The organism is uncultured Litoreibacter sp., assembly GCF_947487515.1.
Taxonomy (GTDB): domain Bacteria; phylum Pseudomonadota; class Alphaproteobacteria; order Rhodobacterales; family Rhodobacteraceae; genus Litoreibacter.
Map to the genome: position 1 here is coordinate 267500 of NZ_CANKWO010000002.1, position 17150 is coordinate 284649.

General features: G+C 57.4%; 16 protein-coding genes and 2 pseudogenes. 7 read left to right on the forward strand and 11 right to left on the reverse strand.

Translation table 11 applies throughout. From position 1 onward, the window contains the following. Positions 1–4: 4 nt before the first annotated feature. Complete coding sequence (locus Q0746_RS06885) at positions 5–457, reverse strand: FixH family protein (protein WP_298258598.1); 453 nt, start codon at positions 455–457, stop codon at positions 5–7. Further along, the gene (gene ccoG, locus Q0746_RS06890) at positions 454–1875 is read right to left on the reverse strand and encodes a cytochrome c oxidase accessory protein CcoG (RefSeq protein ID WP_298258600.1); all 1422 of its coding nucleotides are present in this window, start codon (positions 1873–1875) and stop codon (positions 454–456) included. The genes Q0746_RS06885 and ccoG overlap by 4 nt, the downstream gene beginning before the upstream one ends. A gap of 314 nt (positions 1876–2189) precedes the next feature. On the opposite strand from ccoG, the gene rsgA reads away from it, so the two are divergent. Beyond that, complete coding sequence (gene rsgA / locus Q0746_RS06895; RefSeq protein WP_298258602.1) at positions 2190–3266, forward strand: ribosome small subunit-dependent GTPase A; 1077 nt, start codon at positions 2190–2192, stop codon at positions 3264–3266. Between the two features lie 120 nt (positions 3267–3386). Here rsgA and ccoP read toward each other — a convergent pair whose 3' ends face one another. The 5 genes from ccoP to fnrL form a co-directional block, all read right to left on the reverse strand. Continuing rightward, entirely contained in the window at positions 3387–4250 is an 864-nt protein-coding gene (gene ccoP / locus Q0746_RS06900) for a cytochrome-c oxidase, cbb3-type subunit III (RefSeq protein WP_298258604.1), read from the reverse strand. Further along, a complete protein-coding gene (locus tag Q0746_RS06905) occupies positions 4243–4452 on the reverse strand; it encodes a cbb3-type cytochrome c oxidase subunit 3 (protein WP_298258606.1) in 210 nt (69 codons plus the stop codon). The genes ccoP and Q0746_RS06905 overlap by 8 nt, the downstream gene beginning before the upstream one ends. A 10-nt stretch (positions 4453–4462) precedes the next feature. Then, positions 4463–5221: a cytochrome-c oxidase, cbb3-type subunit II gene (gene ccoO / locus Q0746_RS06910; RefSeq protein ID WP_298258608.1), complete on the reverse strand. Its 759-nt coding sequence runs from the start codon at positions 5219–5221 to the stop codon at positions 4463–4465. Between the two features lie 11 nt (positions 5222–5232). After that, positions 5233–6837: a cytochrome-c oxidase, cbb3-type subunit I gene (gene ccoN, locus Q0746_RS06915; RefSeq protein WP_298258611.1), complete on the reverse strand. Its 1605-nt coding sequence runs from the start codon at positions 6835–6837 to the stop codon at positions 5233–5235. Positions 6838–7008: 171 nt separating this feature from the next. After that, positions 7009–7737: a transcriptional regulator FnrL gene (fnrL, locus tag Q0746_RS06920; protein WP_298258613.1), complete on the reverse strand. Its 729-nt coding sequence runs from the start codon at positions 7735–7737 to the stop codon at positions 7009–7011. A gap of 69 nt (positions 7738–7806) precedes the next feature. On the opposite strand from fnrL, the gene hemN reads away from it, so the two are divergent. Continuing rightward, on the forward strand, positions 7807–9156 hold the full coding sequence (hemN, locus tag Q0746_RS06925) for an oxygen-independent coproporphyrinogen III oxidase (RefSeq protein ID WP_298258615.1): 1350 nt from the start codon (positions 7807–7809) through the stop codon (positions 9154–9156). A gap of 4 nt (positions 9157–9160) precedes the next feature. Here the strand turns inward: hemN and Q0746_RS06930 are convergent, their stop codons facing one another. Beyond that, entirely contained in the window at positions 9161–9397 is a 237-nt protein-coding gene (locus tag Q0746_RS06930; RefSeq protein ID WP_298258617.1) for an Lrp/AsnC ligand binding domain-containing protein, read from the reverse strand. A 204-nt stretch (positions 9398–9601) separates the two neighbouring features. Here Q0746_RS06930 and Q0746_RS06935 point away from each other — a divergent pair. The 5 genes and pseudogenes from Q0746_RS06935 to Q0746_RS06955 all read left to right on the forward strand — a co-directional run. Next, a pseudogene (locus Q0746_RS06935) lies at positions 9602–9856 on the forward strand (GDP-mannose 4,6-dehydratase); the annotation flags it as partial. After that, positions 9855–10340: pseudogene (locus Q0746_RS06940) on the forward strand (NAD-dependent epimerase/dehydratase family protein); the annotation flags it as partial. The pseudogenes Q0746_RS06935 and Q0746_RS06940, both read left to right, overlap by 2 nt. Positions 10341–10574: 234 nt before the next feature. Then, positions 10575–11006, forward strand: coding sequence for a YeeE/YedE family protein (locus Q0746_RS06945; RefSeq protein WP_298258619.1), 432 nt, complete (start codon positions 10575–10577; stop codon positions 11004–11006). Between the two features lie 2 nt (positions 11007–11008). Continuing rightward, entirely contained in the window at positions 11009–11443 is a 435-nt protein-coding gene (locus tag Q0746_RS06950; RefSeq protein WP_298258621.1) for a DUF6691 family protein, read from the forward strand. A 171-nt stretch (positions 11444–11614) separates the two neighbouring features. Next, positions 11615–11950, forward strand: a complete 336-nt coding sequence (locus Q0746_RS06955; RefSeq protein ID WP_298258623.1) for a metalloregulator ArsR/SmtB family transcription factor — start codon at positions 11615–11617, stop codon at positions 11948–11950. An 18-nt stretch (positions 11951–11968) separates the two neighbouring features. Here Q0746_RS06955 and Q0746_RS06960 read toward each other — a convergent pair whose 3' ends face one another. From Q0746_RS06960 to Q0746_RS06970, 3 genes are read right to left on the reverse strand one after another with little or no spacing between them, the layout of a single operon-like run. Continuing rightward, positions 11969–15208 carry an error-prone DNA polymerase gene (locus tag Q0746_RS06960; RefSeq protein WP_298258625.1) on the reverse strand — a complete coding sequence of 1080 codons (3240 nt, stop codon included), beginning with the start codon at positions 15206–15208 and terminating at the stop codon, positions 11969–11971. After that, a complete protein-coding gene (locus Q0746_RS06965; protein WP_298258627.1) occupies positions 15205–16683 on the reverse strand; it encodes a DNA polymerase Y family protein in 1479 nt (492 codons plus the stop codon). The genes Q0746_RS06960 and Q0746_RS06965 overlap by 4 nt, the downstream gene beginning before the upstream one ends. Then, on the reverse strand, positions 16625–17107 hold the full coding sequence (locus Q0746_RS06970; protein ID WP_363322745.1) for a hypothetical protein: 483 nt from the start codon (positions 17105–17107) through the stop codon (positions 16625–16627). The genes Q0746_RS06965 and Q0746_RS06970 overlap by 59 nt, the downstream gene beginning before the upstream one ends. Positions 17108–17150 lie beyond the last annotated feature (43 nt).

The window sequence follows — 17150 nt, forward strand, 5'->3', positions numbered from 1 at the left end:
ACGCTCATCTTGCCACCACGAACGGGACCCGCTGTTCAAAAATTGTGCCGTCCTTCGCTATGGCTTTCAAACGCAGGTTCCAGTTTCCTGCCTCCAGATCGGCTGCTGCCACATGGGCTGTGCCATCAAATTTGAAATCAGGCGACTGATCTTGCCTGACATTGGTCGCGCGCCCAAGGGTGGAGGAGATCGACGTCGGCTCCACTGGGCCATCCGCGTCCGAGATGATCAACCGCAGGTGTCCACCTACATATTTCACCTTCACATCCCAGCCCAGCGCCAGTTGAGCGGCGCGCCGTGCATCAAAACTTTGGCTCGCCACATATGAGTTCTTCACCTCCAGCCCCGGAAAGGTGCGCACGGCTTGGGTGGCCAGCGTAAGGTTCACACCGATTACAATGCTGAACCCAACGGCGAATATGGCGAAGACATGGATGCCTTTTAGCTCTTTGCTCATTGCGCGGCCTCCTTTCCGTTAAACACTGAGTTGGTGTAGGCCCGCTCACCAGTGACCACATCCTCAACCCAAAACCGCAAATCTGTACGCCCCGCCGAGGCACTTGGATCTTCGCGGCGGGCAGTCACATAGACCCGCTGCAACTTGGTTTCATTTGCCGGAACCACCACACTGACAAGCTCCGTACCTTCGAGCCCAATTCGCAACACGTCCTCAGATGACAGCGACAAGTGGAATTCGCGGTCATCTCCATGCTTGTTGCGCAGCCGGATGTCATACGCATTGCGGATAGAGCCGTCAGACATCGTCACAAAAGTGGGGTTTCGAATAGGCGACACAGTCATGTCGATCTCCGCACGGATAAACAGCGCAAAAATGAGCCCCAATCCGATGGTCGACCAAAGGAATGTATAAACCAGCGTCCGAGGGCGCAAAATATGTTTCCAGACCGGCTTGGCCGCGCCGCCTGCGCGCTCTATCGGTTCATCGGACAACGCGAGATAGTCGATCAAACCGCGTTCCTTGCCGACCTTCACCATGATGTCGTCACACGCATCAATGCACAGCGCGCAGGTGATGCATTCCATCTGCTGGCCATCACGGATGTCGATTCCCATCGGGCATACATTCACGCAAGCCATGCAATCGATGCAGTCACCGGCTGTTCCGTCACGCTTTTTGCCGCGCGGCTCTCCTCGCCATTCGCGGTAGCCGACGGTGATCGTGTCCTCATCCATCATCGCACCTTGGATGCGTGGCCATGGGCACATGTAGATGCAGACCTGCTCGCGCATGAAGCCGCCGAACACAAAGGTGGTCGCGGTCAACACCGCAATGGTGGCATAGGCGACGGGGTGAGCATCGAAAGTCGCCAGATCAACGGCCAATTGCGGCGCATCGGTAAAGTAGAACACCCACGCCCCGCCGGTAGCGATCGCGATCATCAGCCAAACCAACCATTTGGTGACCCGAAGTCGCCATTTGCGCATATCCCATTTGGCCCGCCACAGGCGCACGCGGGCATTGCGATCTCCCTCGATCCAGCGTTCCACCAAGATAAACAGGTCTGTCCACACGGTTTGTGGGCATGTGTATCCGCACCACACGCGCCCCAGCGCAGAGGTGAACAAGAACAAGCCCAATCCGGCCATGATCAGCAGCCCCGCAACAAAGTAGAACTCATGCGGCCAAATTTCGATCCAGAAAAAATAGAACCTACGCCCAGACAGATCGATCAGCACCGCTTGATCCGGCAGGTTCGGCCCACGGTCCCATCGGATCCATGGTGTCAGGTAATAAATCCCCAACGTGGCGGCCATAATCCACCATTTGAACGTGCGAAAAAAGCCTGTGACGCGGCGCGGAAAGATCGGTTCCTGCGCGGCATAAAGGGAGGGTGGGGTCTCTGAGTTGCTCATGGCCAAGAATCGTCCGGGATATTTTCATCTGTTCGCAGCCGCAAATTGCCCCCAATCTGCCCTTGGGTCTTTGACCCAGATCAATCGCCGCAACGGCTTGCTGGAATGCTGCGCCGCGACGTGGTACTATTCCTCGGTCAACATGGAGATTTTATGTCCCGCTAAAGTGGGGAGCACGCAAGCTCCCGCTGTAAAGCCAAGCTCTGAAGAACACCGCCAGTACATGGACGGTCATCACATGCTTGCGCCTTTTCGAAACACTCCAGATTTACCGCAGGGCCCTGCCCAAAGCCGGAACATGAAAGCAAACACCAATGACACGGGACTATTCCAAATTCCTACCAACCAGCAGCAACGCGCCGGAAAAGACGCCAGAGCTGCCGCCATTGGCCGCCCTAGGATGGCAGCCGTTTTTCGCCCAACAGATCAGTATTGAGCAGATGACAGAGACGCCCCCCCTGCGCGTCACCGAAGTTCACCGCAACGGGCTTCAGGCCCGCGGGGACGGGATCGATATGCATATCCCTCATGGTCCCGATGCCACAGTTGGCGACTGGATACTTTTGAACCGAGAGCTGCCATCCTCTAGCGCCGTGCTGGAACGCAAAAGCCTGATCAAGCGCCGCGCACCGGGTAAAACGCTGGGCATTCAAATGATCGCAGCCAATCTGGACACCGCCTTCATCGTGTCGTCGTGCAATGATGACTTCAACGTTGCGCGCATGGAGCGCTTTATTGCTCTGGCCTTTGAAGCAGATGTGTCGCCGGTGATCGTCCTCACCAAGACCGATAAATGCAACACCCCCGACACCTATATCGCGGCGGCCGAGGCCCTATCCCCATTGGTGCCCGTGGTGGCCCTGAACGCCAAGAGTGACGCCCCACAGGCAATGCTCGCGCCTTGGTGCAAACCAGGTCAAACCGTCGCCTTTCTTGGGATGTCTGGGGTGGGGAAATCTACGCTGACGAATGCGCTGGCAGGAAATACGGCAATCACCACACAGGCTGTACGCGAAGATGACGCACGTGGCCGCCACACGACAACCAGACGTAATCTGTACTTCCTTGCGTCGGGCTGTGCGGTGCTGGACACCCCAGGAATGCGAGAGCTGCAACTGACCGACGCGGCCTCTGGTGTGGCCGAGATGTTCTCTGACTTGGACGAGTTGGGGACGCATTGCAAATTCAATGACTGTAAGCACACGGTAGAGCCCGGATGCGCAGTCACCGCAGCGGTGGCGAACGGGGACATAGATCCTGCTCGTCTAGCGCGTTGGCAAAAGCTTGTGGCCGAAGATTTGCACAACTCCGCAACACTTGCAGAGCGACGCACCAAGGATAAGGCCCTCGGAAAGTTGATCCGCAGCGTACAAAAGAAAAAGAAGAAATAGCCTGCGGTAAATATGAACCCGCCCCAAAGTCGATTGCGCGAACAGGAGACTTTGGGGCGGGGATCACACGCTGCTTACAAAATTTCATGCAGCGGCGCGTGAATATCGAAGGGGGCCGGCCTACTCGCCGCCACCCTTTTGGTGCACATAAGCGGAAACCGCATTGATCTGCGCATCCGTCAGACGCGGTGACCACGGCGGCATCACCCCGAAACGTGCGTTGGTAATTGTATCGGTCAGCACCGCATCAGAGCCGCCATAAAGCCAGACAGAATCTGTCAAATTGGGCGCGCCTTGTGTACGGTCACCCATGCCGGTTTCACCGTGGCAAGCGCTACAGTTGTCCGCGAATAGCTCGCTGCCCTGTGCGACCAATTCCGCGTTGTGGTCCAAGCCGGACAGCGATTGCACATAGGCCACCACTGACGTGATCTCTTCGGCCTCAAGGATGTCACCGAAGGCTGGCATTTCGGAGTAGCGGGCATCCTCGTCCTGCTCATTACGGATACCGTGACGCACAGTAACCGCAATAGCATCAATGTCGCCCCCCCAAAGCCAGTCGTCATCCAGCAAGTTCGGGTATCCGACGGCGCCGGCCGCACCGGACCCGTGGCACTGCGAGCAATTGTTCGCAAAGACCGAAGCACCCGCCGACACCGCAAACTGATGGAGCGGCTCATTGTCTTTCAACACGGTCAGATCAATATTCGCCAACAGCGTGTTCAACTCGGCGTTGGCCGCTTCCACACGGGCGATCTCTTGCGCAACTTCGCCGCGGGTGGAATACCCAAGAAAGCCCGCCGTGGCGGAGGACACCAAGGGCCACGCTGGGTAGGCGATAGAATATATCACCGCCCAAACGATCGTCATATACAAAGACCAAAGCCACCAACGCGGAAGCGGGGTGTTTAGCTCCTCGATCCCATCATAGGAGTGGCCGGTGGTGTAGGTTTTGGTGGCCTCATCATATCTTGGCTCATCCATTGTCTTGGCCTTTCAGTGGTGCGGCGTCTGGCGTGTCCGCGGCGGGACGTGCCTCGTTGCGAAACGGCGCTTGGCTGATGTCATCATGCATGGCGCGAGAACCGGGGCGAAACGCCCAGCAGACCACCCCAAAGAAGAACGCGAACATTGCAAGCAGCACCCAGCTGTCCGCCAATTGACGTAAAAAAGAATAGGTATCCATTGCTTTCCCCTTACCGCGATGCATCAGGCGTGAAGGTGGAGAAATCCACCAACGTGCCAAGCATTTGCAAATAGGCCACCAAGGCATCCATCTCGGACACGCCTTCGGCCCCGTCGAAATTGCGCGTTTGCGCACCTGGATAGCGGTCCAGAAGGCCATCCCAATCCGCATCTGGGTCGGATTGCGCCAAGAAGTCCTTCTGCGCGGCTTCCACCATCTCCTCGGTGTAGGGCACGCCGACGAAACGATGCGTCTCGACCAAGGCTTGAATGTGTTCGCCGTCAAGCTTCACATCATTGAGGAATGCATATTTTGGCATCACCGATTCAGGGACAACGGATTGCGGGTCATTCAGGTGATCCACATGCCATTCGTCGGAATAGCGCCCCCCCACACGGGCCACATCAGGGCCAGTGCGCTTCGACCCCCATTGGTGTGGATGGTCATATTGCGACTCTGCAGCCAAGGAGTAATGCCCGTACCGCTCCACTTCATCGCGCATCGGACGGATCATCTGGCTGTGGCACACGTAGCAGCCTTCCCGCACATAAATGTCGCGGCCAGCAAGTTCCAACGGGGAGTAGGGGCGCATGCCCTCCACATCTTCAATTGTGTTCTCCAAGTAGAACAGCGGGGCAATCTCAACGAGCCCGCCCACGCTGACCACAAGCAGCGACGCGACCATCAGCAAAGTGCCGTTGCGCTCTAGGGCTGCGTGGCGTTCCAGAAAGCTGCGGCGTTTCTTCGGGTTTGTGTTTTCAGATGTCATTCATCCGCTCCTTATTCCGCAGGGACGCCGACGGGGACCTTCACAGAAGATCCACCGCGGATTGTCATCCACATATTCCAAACCATGATGAGCCCGCCGGTGAGGTACAAAATCCCCCCAATGCCGCGCACCACATTCATCGGGAACTTGGCCGTTACGGTGTCCGCAAAGCTGTTCACCAAGAAGCCTTGTGCGTCGACTTCACGCCACATCAGGCCTTCCATGATACCGCTGACCCACATCGACGACGCGTAAAGAACGATGCCAATTGTCGCCAACCAGAAGTGTGTGTTGATGGCCGAGACCGAATACATCTTCTCACGCCCCCACAGCTTTGGCGTCAGGAAGTACAATGCCGCAAAGGTGATCATACCGTTCCACCCCAAAGCGCCGGAATGCACGTGGCCGATCGTCCAGTCGGTGTAGTGCGACAGGGAGTTCACCGCGCGGATCGACATCATCGGGCCTTCGAAGGTGGACATGCCGTAGAAGGCCAGCGAAGCCACCATCAACCGGATGATCGGATCGGTACGCAGCTTGTCCCAAGCGCCTTGCAGCGTCATCAGGCCGTTGATCATGCCCCCCCAAGACGGCATCCAAAGCACGATTGAAAACACCATCCCCAGCGTCGACGCCCAGTCTGGCAACGCGGTGTAATGCAGGTGGTGTGGCCCAGCCCAGATGTACAAGAAAATCAGCGCCCAAAAGTGAATGATCGACAGTTTGTAGGAATAAACCGGACGCCCCGCTTGCTTGGGCACGAAGTAGTACATCATCCCTAGGAAGCCCGCCGTCAGGAAGAAGCCCACCGCGTTGTGCCCGTACCACCACTGCGTCATGGCATCTTGCACACCAGAGAACACCTGAACCGATTTGGAACCCCAAATGGAGACCGGGATCGACAGGTTGTTCACGAGGTGTAGCATCGCAATGGTCACGATGAACGATAGGAAGAACCAGTTCGCCACATAGATGTGACGTTCTTTGCGGGTCAGGATCGTGCCGAGAAACACGGCCAGATAAGCGACCCAAACGATGGTGAGCCAGATATCAACATACCACTCCGGCTCTGCGTATTCTTTGGACTGGGTCGCGCCCAAAAGGTAGCCCGTCGCCGCCAGAACGATAAACAGGTTGTACCCCCAAAACACGAACCACGCGAGGTTCCCGCCCCAAAGGCGCTGCGCCGAGGTGCGCTGAACAATATAGAACGAGGTCGCAATCAAACCATTGCCACCAAAGGCGAAGATCACTGCCGAGGTGTGCAAAGGCCGCAGGCGCCCAAAATTGCCAAAGGGCTGCGCCCATTCAAAGTTCAAAGCCGGAAACGCCAACTGAAAGGCGATGAACGTCCCAACCAAGAAGCCGACAACCCCCCAAAAAGCAGTGGCAATGACGCCAAGGCGAACCGGCCCATCCATGTAGCCCAATGGCCCATCCGTCGGCACCGCCTCAGGTTCATCGGTATGCCGAAGCACCCAAATGAACATCGCAACCCCAAGCACAAAGATCAAAAGTGCATGGACTTGATACGCTATGTCATGCGCCCAATTCGCTGCCATCGCGGCAAACAATATGACGCCTCCAAGCAGTATAAGCTTGATATAATTAAGCATTTTTCACCCGTTCCGTTCATTCCAGACCACAGGTGAAGGGAATCCCCCCGCCTCGGTTAGGCCCGAAATGCCCAAGTTTTCGAAGGTGAACCTTGATGTATGTCAAATCGCAACGACACAGATACGCCGAACGCATTTATCTTGGCATTACGATGTCTGAAATTCGGACGCCTAGGCCAGCGTGACCCCATCGCTATCGTCGCCTGCCTCATCCAGTAGGCGGTTTAGATCGGGGATGGTGATCTTGCGCGTTCCTTCCAGAACCAAAACCCCGTCGCGCTTCAGTGCTGCCATTTGGCGACTAACTGTTTCAATGGTCAAACCAAGGTAATCTGACATAGCATCACGGGTTAAGGGAAGCTCCAGCCGGAGCCCCTCCCCCTCGCGGCTGCCAAGACGCCTTGCGCAGATCAGCAGGAAACTTGCGATCTTTTCACGGGCAGTCTTACGCCCCAAAAGCAGCATCCATTCCCGCGCGGCGTCTAATTCATCTAGCGCGATTTCGATCAGGCGTTCTTGCACATGCGAGGTCGTCTGAGTGACTTTTTCAAACGGCTTTTTGTGGAAGTGACACAGGGTCAGTTCCGATACAGCCGTCACATCAAAGGACGCAGTTTCGCGCCCTGGTCGCCCAATAAAATCGGACGGAAGCAACAGACCTACCATTTGCATCCGCCCATCAGCCATGGACCGCGAAAGGGTGGCTACGCCAGCCACCACAGAGGCCACGAATGTCATGGGGTCGCCCATCAAAACCACCGAAGAACCAGCAGCGTAAGTCTTGTAATACTTAATTTTATCCAGCTCGTTCAGTTCCTCATCCGTGCACCGAGAGCAAATTGCTCGGGGTCGAATGGGGCAGTTGGAACAGCTTTTGGGTGCTAGGTCTACTTGGGTCATGTCTAACCATGATCGAGAACTTGATCAGGATCAAGGTTTCCACCACGGCATTGGCCCATCTAGGTCAGTATGACACAGCATGACACCCTTCGCCGCTACGGCTTGTTTTCTTCTCGGGCGCCAAGATACACCAGCTATCCCACGGCCCCTCATTTCAACAAAAATGTCGGGGCAGAGACCATGGCGAATTGGTTGGAACAGGTGCCAGAGCGGGCGAAGGTGTCGCTCTACATCCATATCCCTTTTTGCCGCAGACTGTGCTGGTTCTGCGCGTGCCGTACGCAAGGCACTCAAACCGACGCTCCTTTGCGCGGGTATTTGGACATGCTCAAGGCAGAATTGGCGATGGTAGCGAACAGCCTGCCGGCGAATGTGCAGCTCAGCCGCCTGCATTGGGGCGGAGGCACTCCGACCATCTTGCCGCCAGCGATGATCACTGAACTGGCCGAAGAAATTGATCACCATTTCCCCCTGTCGACGGGATCGGAGTTTTCTGTAGAGGTTGACCCGACCATGGTTGATCCCGGCAAGGTGAAAGCTTTGGGGGCCGCTGGCTTGACCCGCGTCAGCCTCGGTGTTCAGGACTTTGATCCAAAGGTCCAAACAGCGATCGGTCGCATTCAAAGTTTTGACGAAACCAAATGGGCTGCCGATGCCTTGCGCGATGTTGGCGCCCAAAATCTGAACCTCGACATTCTGTATGGGTTACCATTTCAAACGGCGACCAGCTTAACCGACACCGTGGCGAAAACGCTGGAGCTGTCACCGGATCGCCTCGCCTTGTATGGGTATGCCCATGTTCCATGGGCCGCAAAACGTCAGGTCCTTATTCCCGAGGCAGAGCTACCCGACGGCCCCATGCGCTATGCCTTGTTTCATCTCGCGTCCCAGCTGTTTGGAAGTTTTGGCTATGATGCAATTGGCATTGATCACTTCGCACGGGCAGGTGACGGCTTGCTGAATGCGTCACTGAACGGGACATTGCGGCGCAATTTTCAAGGCTACACAGACGATCAGGCCGAAGTTCTTATCGGCATCGGGGCCTCGTCCATTTCCCGCTTCCCACAAGGCTACGCACAAAATGCGCCAGGAACCGGCGAATACGCGACCGCGATCTCTTCGGGGAAGCTGGCCACCTCCAAGGGCCATATCCTGAGTGACGATGACCGGTTGCGCGCCAAACTTATAGAAGACCTAATGTGTCGCTTTGCCGTCGATGCCTCAACGGTGGCTGAAACCACCGGGACAAAATCTGCGGAGGTCAACGCCATTTTGGCCGATCTGCACAGCCGCTATAAGGACGTTACCACGATGACCACAGACACGTTCACCTTAACCGAACCCGCCCTATCGCGACTGTTGGCTATGGATCTGGACGCGTATCAAGCCGAAACCAACCGTCATTCGCTAGCGATTTAAGTGGTTAGAACGCCTTGAAGGTCAGCGTGGTTAGCGTTCGCTCAATTCCCGAGATCGTCAGCAGATTGTCATTGATAAACTTGCCGATGTCCTCGGCTTCGGGAACATAGATTTTCAGCAACAGGTCAAATGCGCCTGAGGTCGAATAGAGCTCGGAGTGGAACTCCTTCAGGACGATATCTTCGGCGACCTTATAGCCTTGCCCCGGCTTGCATCTGATCTGAACAAATACGCAATTCATCTGGGTCTCCCTAAGTGCATTTTTCGCACCTTGCCACGCCCGTGCCGCCGAGGAAAGAGACCTCGCCCCCCTGCTCACTTCGGCACATACCCCCTAAAACAACCCGTGGAGTTTCGCTAGATTTCACTTCTTCTATGTGGCATTAGCTGGAGCAGAACAGACATCAGGAATACTTTTGTGAAAAAGCCCTCGTCACCGGCGTAACTGGCCAAGATGTATGCATATTGGATTACGGTGAATTACCGCGAGTCCTACGGCATGTATGCGTGCAATGGCATCTTGTTCAATCACGAAAGCCCGCGTCGCGGTGAAACCTTCGTGACCCGCAAGATCACTCGTGACCTGGTCAATATCGCACATGGGCTGGAAAGCTGTCTGTACATGGGCAACATCGATGCGCTGCGCGACTGGGGGCATGCGAAAGACTACGTCCGCATGCAGTGGATGATGTTGCAGCAATCTGATGATCGAGTGCAACGTTATCCATCAGGCCTATGAAGCGGGGATAACCAGTCTCTTACTACTCGGGTCCAGCTGTATATACCCGCGTGCGGTTGCCCAACCGACGGCAGAAGACGCAATACTCACGGGCGTGTTGGAACCCACGAACGAGCCTTACGCGATTGCCAAAATTGCCGGAACTAAGCTGTGCGAAAGCTACAATCGTCAGCACGGAACTGACTATAGATCGGTGATGCCAACCAATCTCTACGGCCCTGGTGACAACTTTCACCTTGAAAACAGCCACGTTCTTCCGGCGATGATCCGCAGATTTCACGAGGCCGTCGAGACCGGCGCCTCAAAGGTGGTTATTTGGGGCAGCGGCACCCCGCGCCGCGAATTCTTGCATGTAGACGATATGGCCGAAGCCTCGCTTCATGTGCTGGGGCTGGATAAAGCCGTTTACGCTGCGAACACCCAACCGATGCTAAGCCATATCAACCCAAGCTGCGGAGAGGATATCTACTCTCGTGGGCAAGGCGCCAAAGGGTGATCGGGTAGACCTTATCTCCTGCCGCAAGCTGGCCATTGCTCCGCGACCACAAGTCGGAGCGGTCGTGATCTGCGCGCTGCGACTGCCCGTCGCGCGGCACAGTGGTTGTCATACTTGCAACAATTGGAATATGTTTTTCGCGCGTCACTTCCGTTTTCCGCTCTGAGGCCGCAAAAAGACCACATGGAAACAGAATTTACCCTTTGGCAATCGTTGGGCGGCGGCGTTTTAATCGGTGCTGCCTCCGTTCTCTTGATGGCAACTCTTGGGCGCATTATGGGGGCGACCGGAATTCTCGCTGGCCTCCTGTCGCCTGAGGACGCACAGGATTTCAAATGGCGGGCGGCAGTGCTACTCGGCATGATATCCGGCCCCTTGGCCGTGATGTTCGTTACAGGCCGATTGCCAGAAATTCAGGTGCCCGTTTCCCCCCTGATGTTGATCATCGGTGGCTTCATTGTCGGCATGGGCGTTACCTTCGGGTCCGGCTGCACTTCGGGCCACGGAGTGTGCGGAATGGCGCGACTGTCCTCTCGTTCTATCGTGGCGACACTCACCTTTATGCTGTTCACTGGCGTAACTGTTTACGTGGTTCGCCACGTGTTGGGAGCCTAAGCATGCGCCTTTTGATAAGCTACGTCGTCGGGTTGATCTTCGGCATTGGTATTTCCATTTCGGGCATGGCGAACCCAGCGAAAGTGCTAAACTTCTTTGACATCGCTGGCACATGGGATCCCAGCCTCATCTTCGTCATGGGAGGCGCGTTGGTCACAGCATTTCTTGGCTACCGCTTTGTGCTGCGCCGCCCTGCCCCTGCATTTGAGGATAGCTTTAGGGTGCCGACGCGCCGCGACCTTGACCTTCCGCTGATTGGCGGATCCGCGTTATTCGGGATTGGCTGGGGCATTGCCGGCTTTTGCCCCGGCGGATCACTTCCCGCACTTGGCACCGGTCGATCAGAAGTCATCCTGTTTGTAGCCGCTTTACTTGTTGGCATTTTCGCAGCCAAGTTTTTGCAACGCTACTTCAAATCTGCTGCCACCAGAGCCTGACACCTCCCCTCACCCGTCGGTGGGACTGGCCCGAGGGAAAGATAAGATCGCCGCCACTGCGTCATCTCGGGTTCCCCCAAAGCCGGAGGCTACGCAACTGGGTCACTTGGATTGCCAAACACCGCCTGCGCCTTGTACCAAAGTGCAAATGTGATCGATAGAGATGGCCCGATGAACCAGCCCGCCAGCCCCAAAGATATGTCCGATGAAGACATCAACCGGATGATGGAAAATGCGTGCAATGCCTCCAACTTCCTCAAGGCCATCAGCCACGAGGGCCGGCTCATGATCCTTTGCCACTTGGCCACCGGAGAAAAATCGGTCACCGAGTTGGAAAGGTTGCTCTCCGTCCGTCAGGCGGCTGTGTCCCAACAGCTTTCACGGTTGCGCAGCGAAGGGCTTGTGACCCCGCGGCGTGACGGCAAGGCCATCTACTACAGTTTGACAGATCAGCGCGCCATTCAGATACTCGATGTGCTGTACGACCTGTTTTGTCAGGCCAAGTAAGCCGCGCTACTGCTGAACCTAGTGAAAATCACGGCTCGGGAAGAGCCGCTTGGCTTGCTCGCGTGGATGCCGCGCGCGCGCGGGTTGGTTCCGCCGCCGCGGGGCATCATCCGCCTGAGGCTGCGTCACGCCAACTGCGGCTTCCAAGGGGTGCCCTAGGTCTGTCAACCTGTGCGACATGTCTTCGATGTTTTGTGCAATCAAATGCACCACAATTCCCTCGCGCTGCAAATATCCCGTGACACGCAACAATCGCCCCCCCATGACGACACGGCGAAATTGCTCATAGACCTTGGACCACACCACAACATTGGACACCCCGCTTTCGTCCTCTAGCGTCAGGAAGATCACCCCCGATGCAGTACCCGGTCGCTGGCGGGTAATAACCAAGCCGCACACGCTGGTCCGCCCCAATGGGGCTGTCGCCAGCTTGTTATGCGGCGTCAGGCCGGACATCGAGGGGCGCAGCAGCTCCATTGGATGCGCCTTTAGCGTCAAGCGCATGGAGACGTAATCTTCCACCACCTCCTCGCCCAGATGCATGGCCGGCAGTTCCACCTTCGGCTCATATATGCTTTCCCCATCAACGGGGTCATTGAATAATGGCAGCGGGGTTTGGCTGCGCACCGCTTTCACTTTCCAAAGCGCATCGCGGCGCGTCAGCCCCATGTCGGAAAACGCATCCGCCTCTGCCAAACGCTCCAACACCGATGGGGCCACGCCAGCGCGTAGCCAAACGGCCTCGGGGTCGCGGTAGCCATTGCCGCGTGCGGATACAATCCACCCCGCGTCTTCTTCCTTGAAGCCCTTGATCTGGCGAAACCCCAATCGCAAGGCCAGCGCGCCATCGGCCCTGCGCTCCAACGTGTTGTCCCATGTGCTGGAGTTCACACAAATCGGGCGCACCTCCACCTGATGCTCTCGTGCATCGCGCACCAGTTGTGCGGGCGCGTAAAACCCCATTGGCTGCGAGTTGAGCAACGCACAGGCGAAGATCGCCGGATGGTGGCATTTGAGCCATGCCGACACATAGGCCAACATCGCAAAGGCCGCCGCATGGCTTTCGGGGAAGCCATAGTCCGCAAAGCCCTCGACCTGACCGAAACACCGCTGGGCCACGTCTTCGCTGTAGCCGTTCTTCAGCATGCCATTGACGAATTTATCCCTGAATTTCCCAATCGTCCCCATTCGCCGGAACGACGCGATGGAGCGGCGCAAGTGATCCGCCTCCTCTGCCGTAAAGCCCGCGCCAACCACCGCGATTTGCATCGCTTGTTCTTGGAACAACGGCACCCCAAGCGTGCGCCTTGTCACCTCGGCCAAAGCTGGGCCAAAGGGCTCGGCTTCCTCCAAACCCTGCCTGCGCCTGATATATGGCTGCACCATCCCGCCTTGAATTGGCCCCGGGCGTACAATCGCCACCTCGATCACCAAGTCATAAAAGGTCGCGGGCTTCATCCGCGGCAGAAAATTCATCTGCGCGCGGCTCTCCACCTGAAACACCCCCACCGCATCCGCGTTTTGCAACATCTGGTAGGTGGTCTTATCCTCTTGGGGCACCGTCGCAATGCTCAGGCTTTTGCGCTCGTGCTCCTCCATCAGACCGAAGGCTTTGCGGATGCAACTGAGCATCCCCAACCCAAGGATATCGACCTTCAGAATGCCAAGCGTGTCGATATCATCCTTATCCCACTCAATAATCGTGCGATCGTCCATCGCCGCATTTTCAATCGGGCACAGCTCGTCCAGCCGCCCCTTGGTGATCACAAAGCCCCCTACATGCTGGGACAAATGGCGTGGAAAGCCGATGATTTCACCAATCAACCGAATGGTCTGCGCAAGGCGGCGGTCGCTGGGGTCGAGGCCCAGCTCTTTGATGCGCTCAGGGTCCGCCCCCCCGTTCGACATACCCCATATCTGCCCCGACAGACCGGCCGTGACATCTTGAGACAGGCCCATCACTTTGCCTACCTCGCGAATGGCCGCCCGCGACCGGAAGTGGATCACCGTCGCACAAAGCCCCGCGCGGTGGCGGCCGTATTTCTGGTAAATCCATTGGATCACCTCTTCGCGGCGCTCATGCTCAAAGTCCACGTCGATATCCGGCGGCTCGCCACGGTGCTTGGAGACGAAACGCTCAAACACCATGGCGATCTGGTCGGGCGAGACATCGGTAACCCCCAGCAGGTAACACAAAATCGAGTTGGCCGCCGAGCCGCGCCCTTGGCACAGGATACCGGCGGATTTTGCGAATTGGACAATGTCGTGGACGGTAAGGAAATAGGCCGCAAAGCCAAGCTCCGCCACGACCCGCAATTCCTTCTCCATCAGATCACGGGCACGGGTCGTCTCGCCCTTGGGATAGCGGCGTTTCAATCCTTCTTCCGCCAAGCGTTGAAGGCGGTCTTGCGGCGCCTCTACGGTGGACACCTCATCGGGGTATTCATAGCTCAATTCGCTCAGACAAAAGCTGCACCGCGCGGTGATCTCTAGCGTTCGGCGCAGGGCGGCGGGATGGTTGCGGTATAGGCGCGCCATGTCATCATGCCCCTTCAAGCGTCGCTCCGAATTGGGCAAGGCACGGGTACCTATCTGGTCGATGGTGATATGTTCGCGCATGCAGGTCAGCACGTCGGCCAATTGCTTACGGCTGGCGTGGTGCATCAACGCGTCCCCCACCGCAACCATCGGGGCAGAGCACCCTAAGGCCAGCGTCGCGCAGGCATTAAAGTAGGCCTGATCCGTACCGTCATATCGCGGCACCGCGCCAAGGAAAACATGCCCCGGAAACTGCCGGTGAACACGTTGAATATGCCCGCGCGCATGAGCCAATGCCTTTTGCGGCAAAGCGATCAAGGTCATGCCCGCGCCCCCTTCCAGCAGGTCGTTTATATCAAGGTGGCATTCCCCTTTTTCGGCGCGACGTTTGCCCAAAGTTAGCAACCGTGTCAGACGTTGATAGGCCGCTTTATCACGTGGCAATGCCACCCAATCGACCGAGCTGTCACGCAACACAAGGCGGCACCCCACGATCAGCTTAGGCACCACCGCACCGTCGGCTTCGCGCGCCAGCTCCTTCAAGGCAGAATACGCGCGCACCACGCCAGCCAAAGAATTCCTGTCCGTGATAGCTACCGCAGCAAGACCCAATTCTGTAGCGCGGGCCACCATCTCTTCAGGGTGGGATGCGCCGCGCAAAAAGGTGAAGTTGGTAGTCACACACAGTTCTGCATATTTGTCATAAGCGGTCTCAATCATGCGAATTCACCTTGCACAAACCAGCCTGGGTTCTGCGGCGTGAAGTACAACCACAGCCGCCGCCCCTGCCGTGTTTCCACATGCCAGTAATCGCGCACGCCGGACCGCCAGTTGTCATCCACCAGCCACCATTCAGGCGTGATCCGTTCCGGCCCTGTGGCCCGCGCCGTAGACAGCGACATGCGACGCCAGCGAAATTGCCTCGGGGGTTGGGATGCGGTCCCCGCAATCGGTTCCGGCGGGAACAGGTTCAACGGGCGCGGGCGCAGCGCGACCCATGGCCCCTCAGGCTCGGAATAGGCGGCGGGGGCTGTCAGGAAGCTTCGCTCTGGAATGTGACTGTCTGCGGGCAAGACGCGTTGGATATTTTCCAAGCCGATCCGCGTCCCAACCCGCGAAATCAAGTCGTCTAGCTGGTCCTTGCATGACAGGGTGACCGTGCTGATTTGCTGCGCAGGCAGGGGCAAGACCTGCACGGCCTCCAACCGCATTTGGTCAATGCCAAACCCCGCATCCACATCTGCCACGCCTCGTTCAAACAAGGGCAGTATACGCTGCGGATCCCGAAGAGGGCGGGCAAGGCGCAACTCAACAGTTTGCGCCTCCTGATCAACACGTCGCAAGGTCAGGCATAAAACCCGCGCGCCCACGTCTTGCGCCTTAAGCTTGGCGCAAAGGGCCTTCAGCAATCGTGACGCGCCCGCCATCACGTCACCTTGCAAGCCAATCGGTTCAGGCAGGGTGATCCGCACACCGTAATGAGGCGGGTCAGCCAGTGGGGTAACCTGCTCCGGTTGGCGGCCAAGCGCTTGATCCAACCGCATCATCAGCTCCGGCCCAAACCGCCGCGCAAGTGGTGCACGAGGTGACCCAGCCAAATCAGAAACCGTGCGCAACCCAAGCCGCATCAATGCCGTCGCGGTTTTGTCCTCCAGCCGTAGCGCGGCGATAGGCAGAGCGCCCAGCGCTGCCAAAGCCTGCCCCGGCGCAGCCAACCCTTCCCCGAAATGCGCCAAGCCCCACGCCGCCCCTCGTGTGTCTGCCAAACCAATTTGCGCAGTAAGCCCCGCCCGACTTAGACGTTGGCGCATGTCCGACAACATCATCGCCTCCCCCCCGTAAAGATGGGCGGCACCTGTGATGTCCAATACAAGCCCGTCGTCGCCCTCCAGTCCGACCCACGGGCAATACCGCGTCGCCCAGCGGCGCAACACATGCAAAAAGCCCGCATCACCAACCCGATCAGCAGCTCGGCTTTGCAAGTCAGGACAATAGGCGCGGGCATCGGAATAAGGCATGCCTTTGCTTAGCCCCTGCCGCTCGGCTTCGGCATTCAGGCAGTAAACCCGCTCCGCGTTGCTTTCCTTCAGCGTTAAAACGAAGGGTCCGTCAACAGGACGCAGACGTAGTGCTCGGTCACTCGGTAACCGAGGCAGCCACATGGACGCGACGCGCCGCTGCATTCCATCGAACATTCCAAGCCCTTAGTGTTCCTGATTTGTTCTTAATAAGTTCCCACCGCTGCAGAGTCGAGTCGTCCATGTCCAAAACCGGTGCGCAACGCCAACGCGTTTCTGCCGCGTTGCTGCCCATGCCTTCGGAAATACGACAAAGCCCGATGGTTTTCCCCGCCTTTGCTGCAAGCTGCAACCGGCGCCCTTCGGTCAAACCGATTGCCTCACTGAGGTCGGTAATTGCTATGGAAACACCACCGTCGCGCAAAACCTCTTCCATAACTGCGAGACCCTCAAGCTGATCCTTCACCTGCGCAATCAGCAGTTTGGACGGGTCAATAAATTCGCTTAGCCCAACAGGGTTCAACCTTTCCGAACGCCATGCCTCGCGGATCCAAAATACCTCGCCGCCAGACTGCGCAGCCGCAGCCGCCGCAAAGCTCAAGGAGCTTGCGCCGCAAACCTCATGAACGCGACACTTAAGGAGC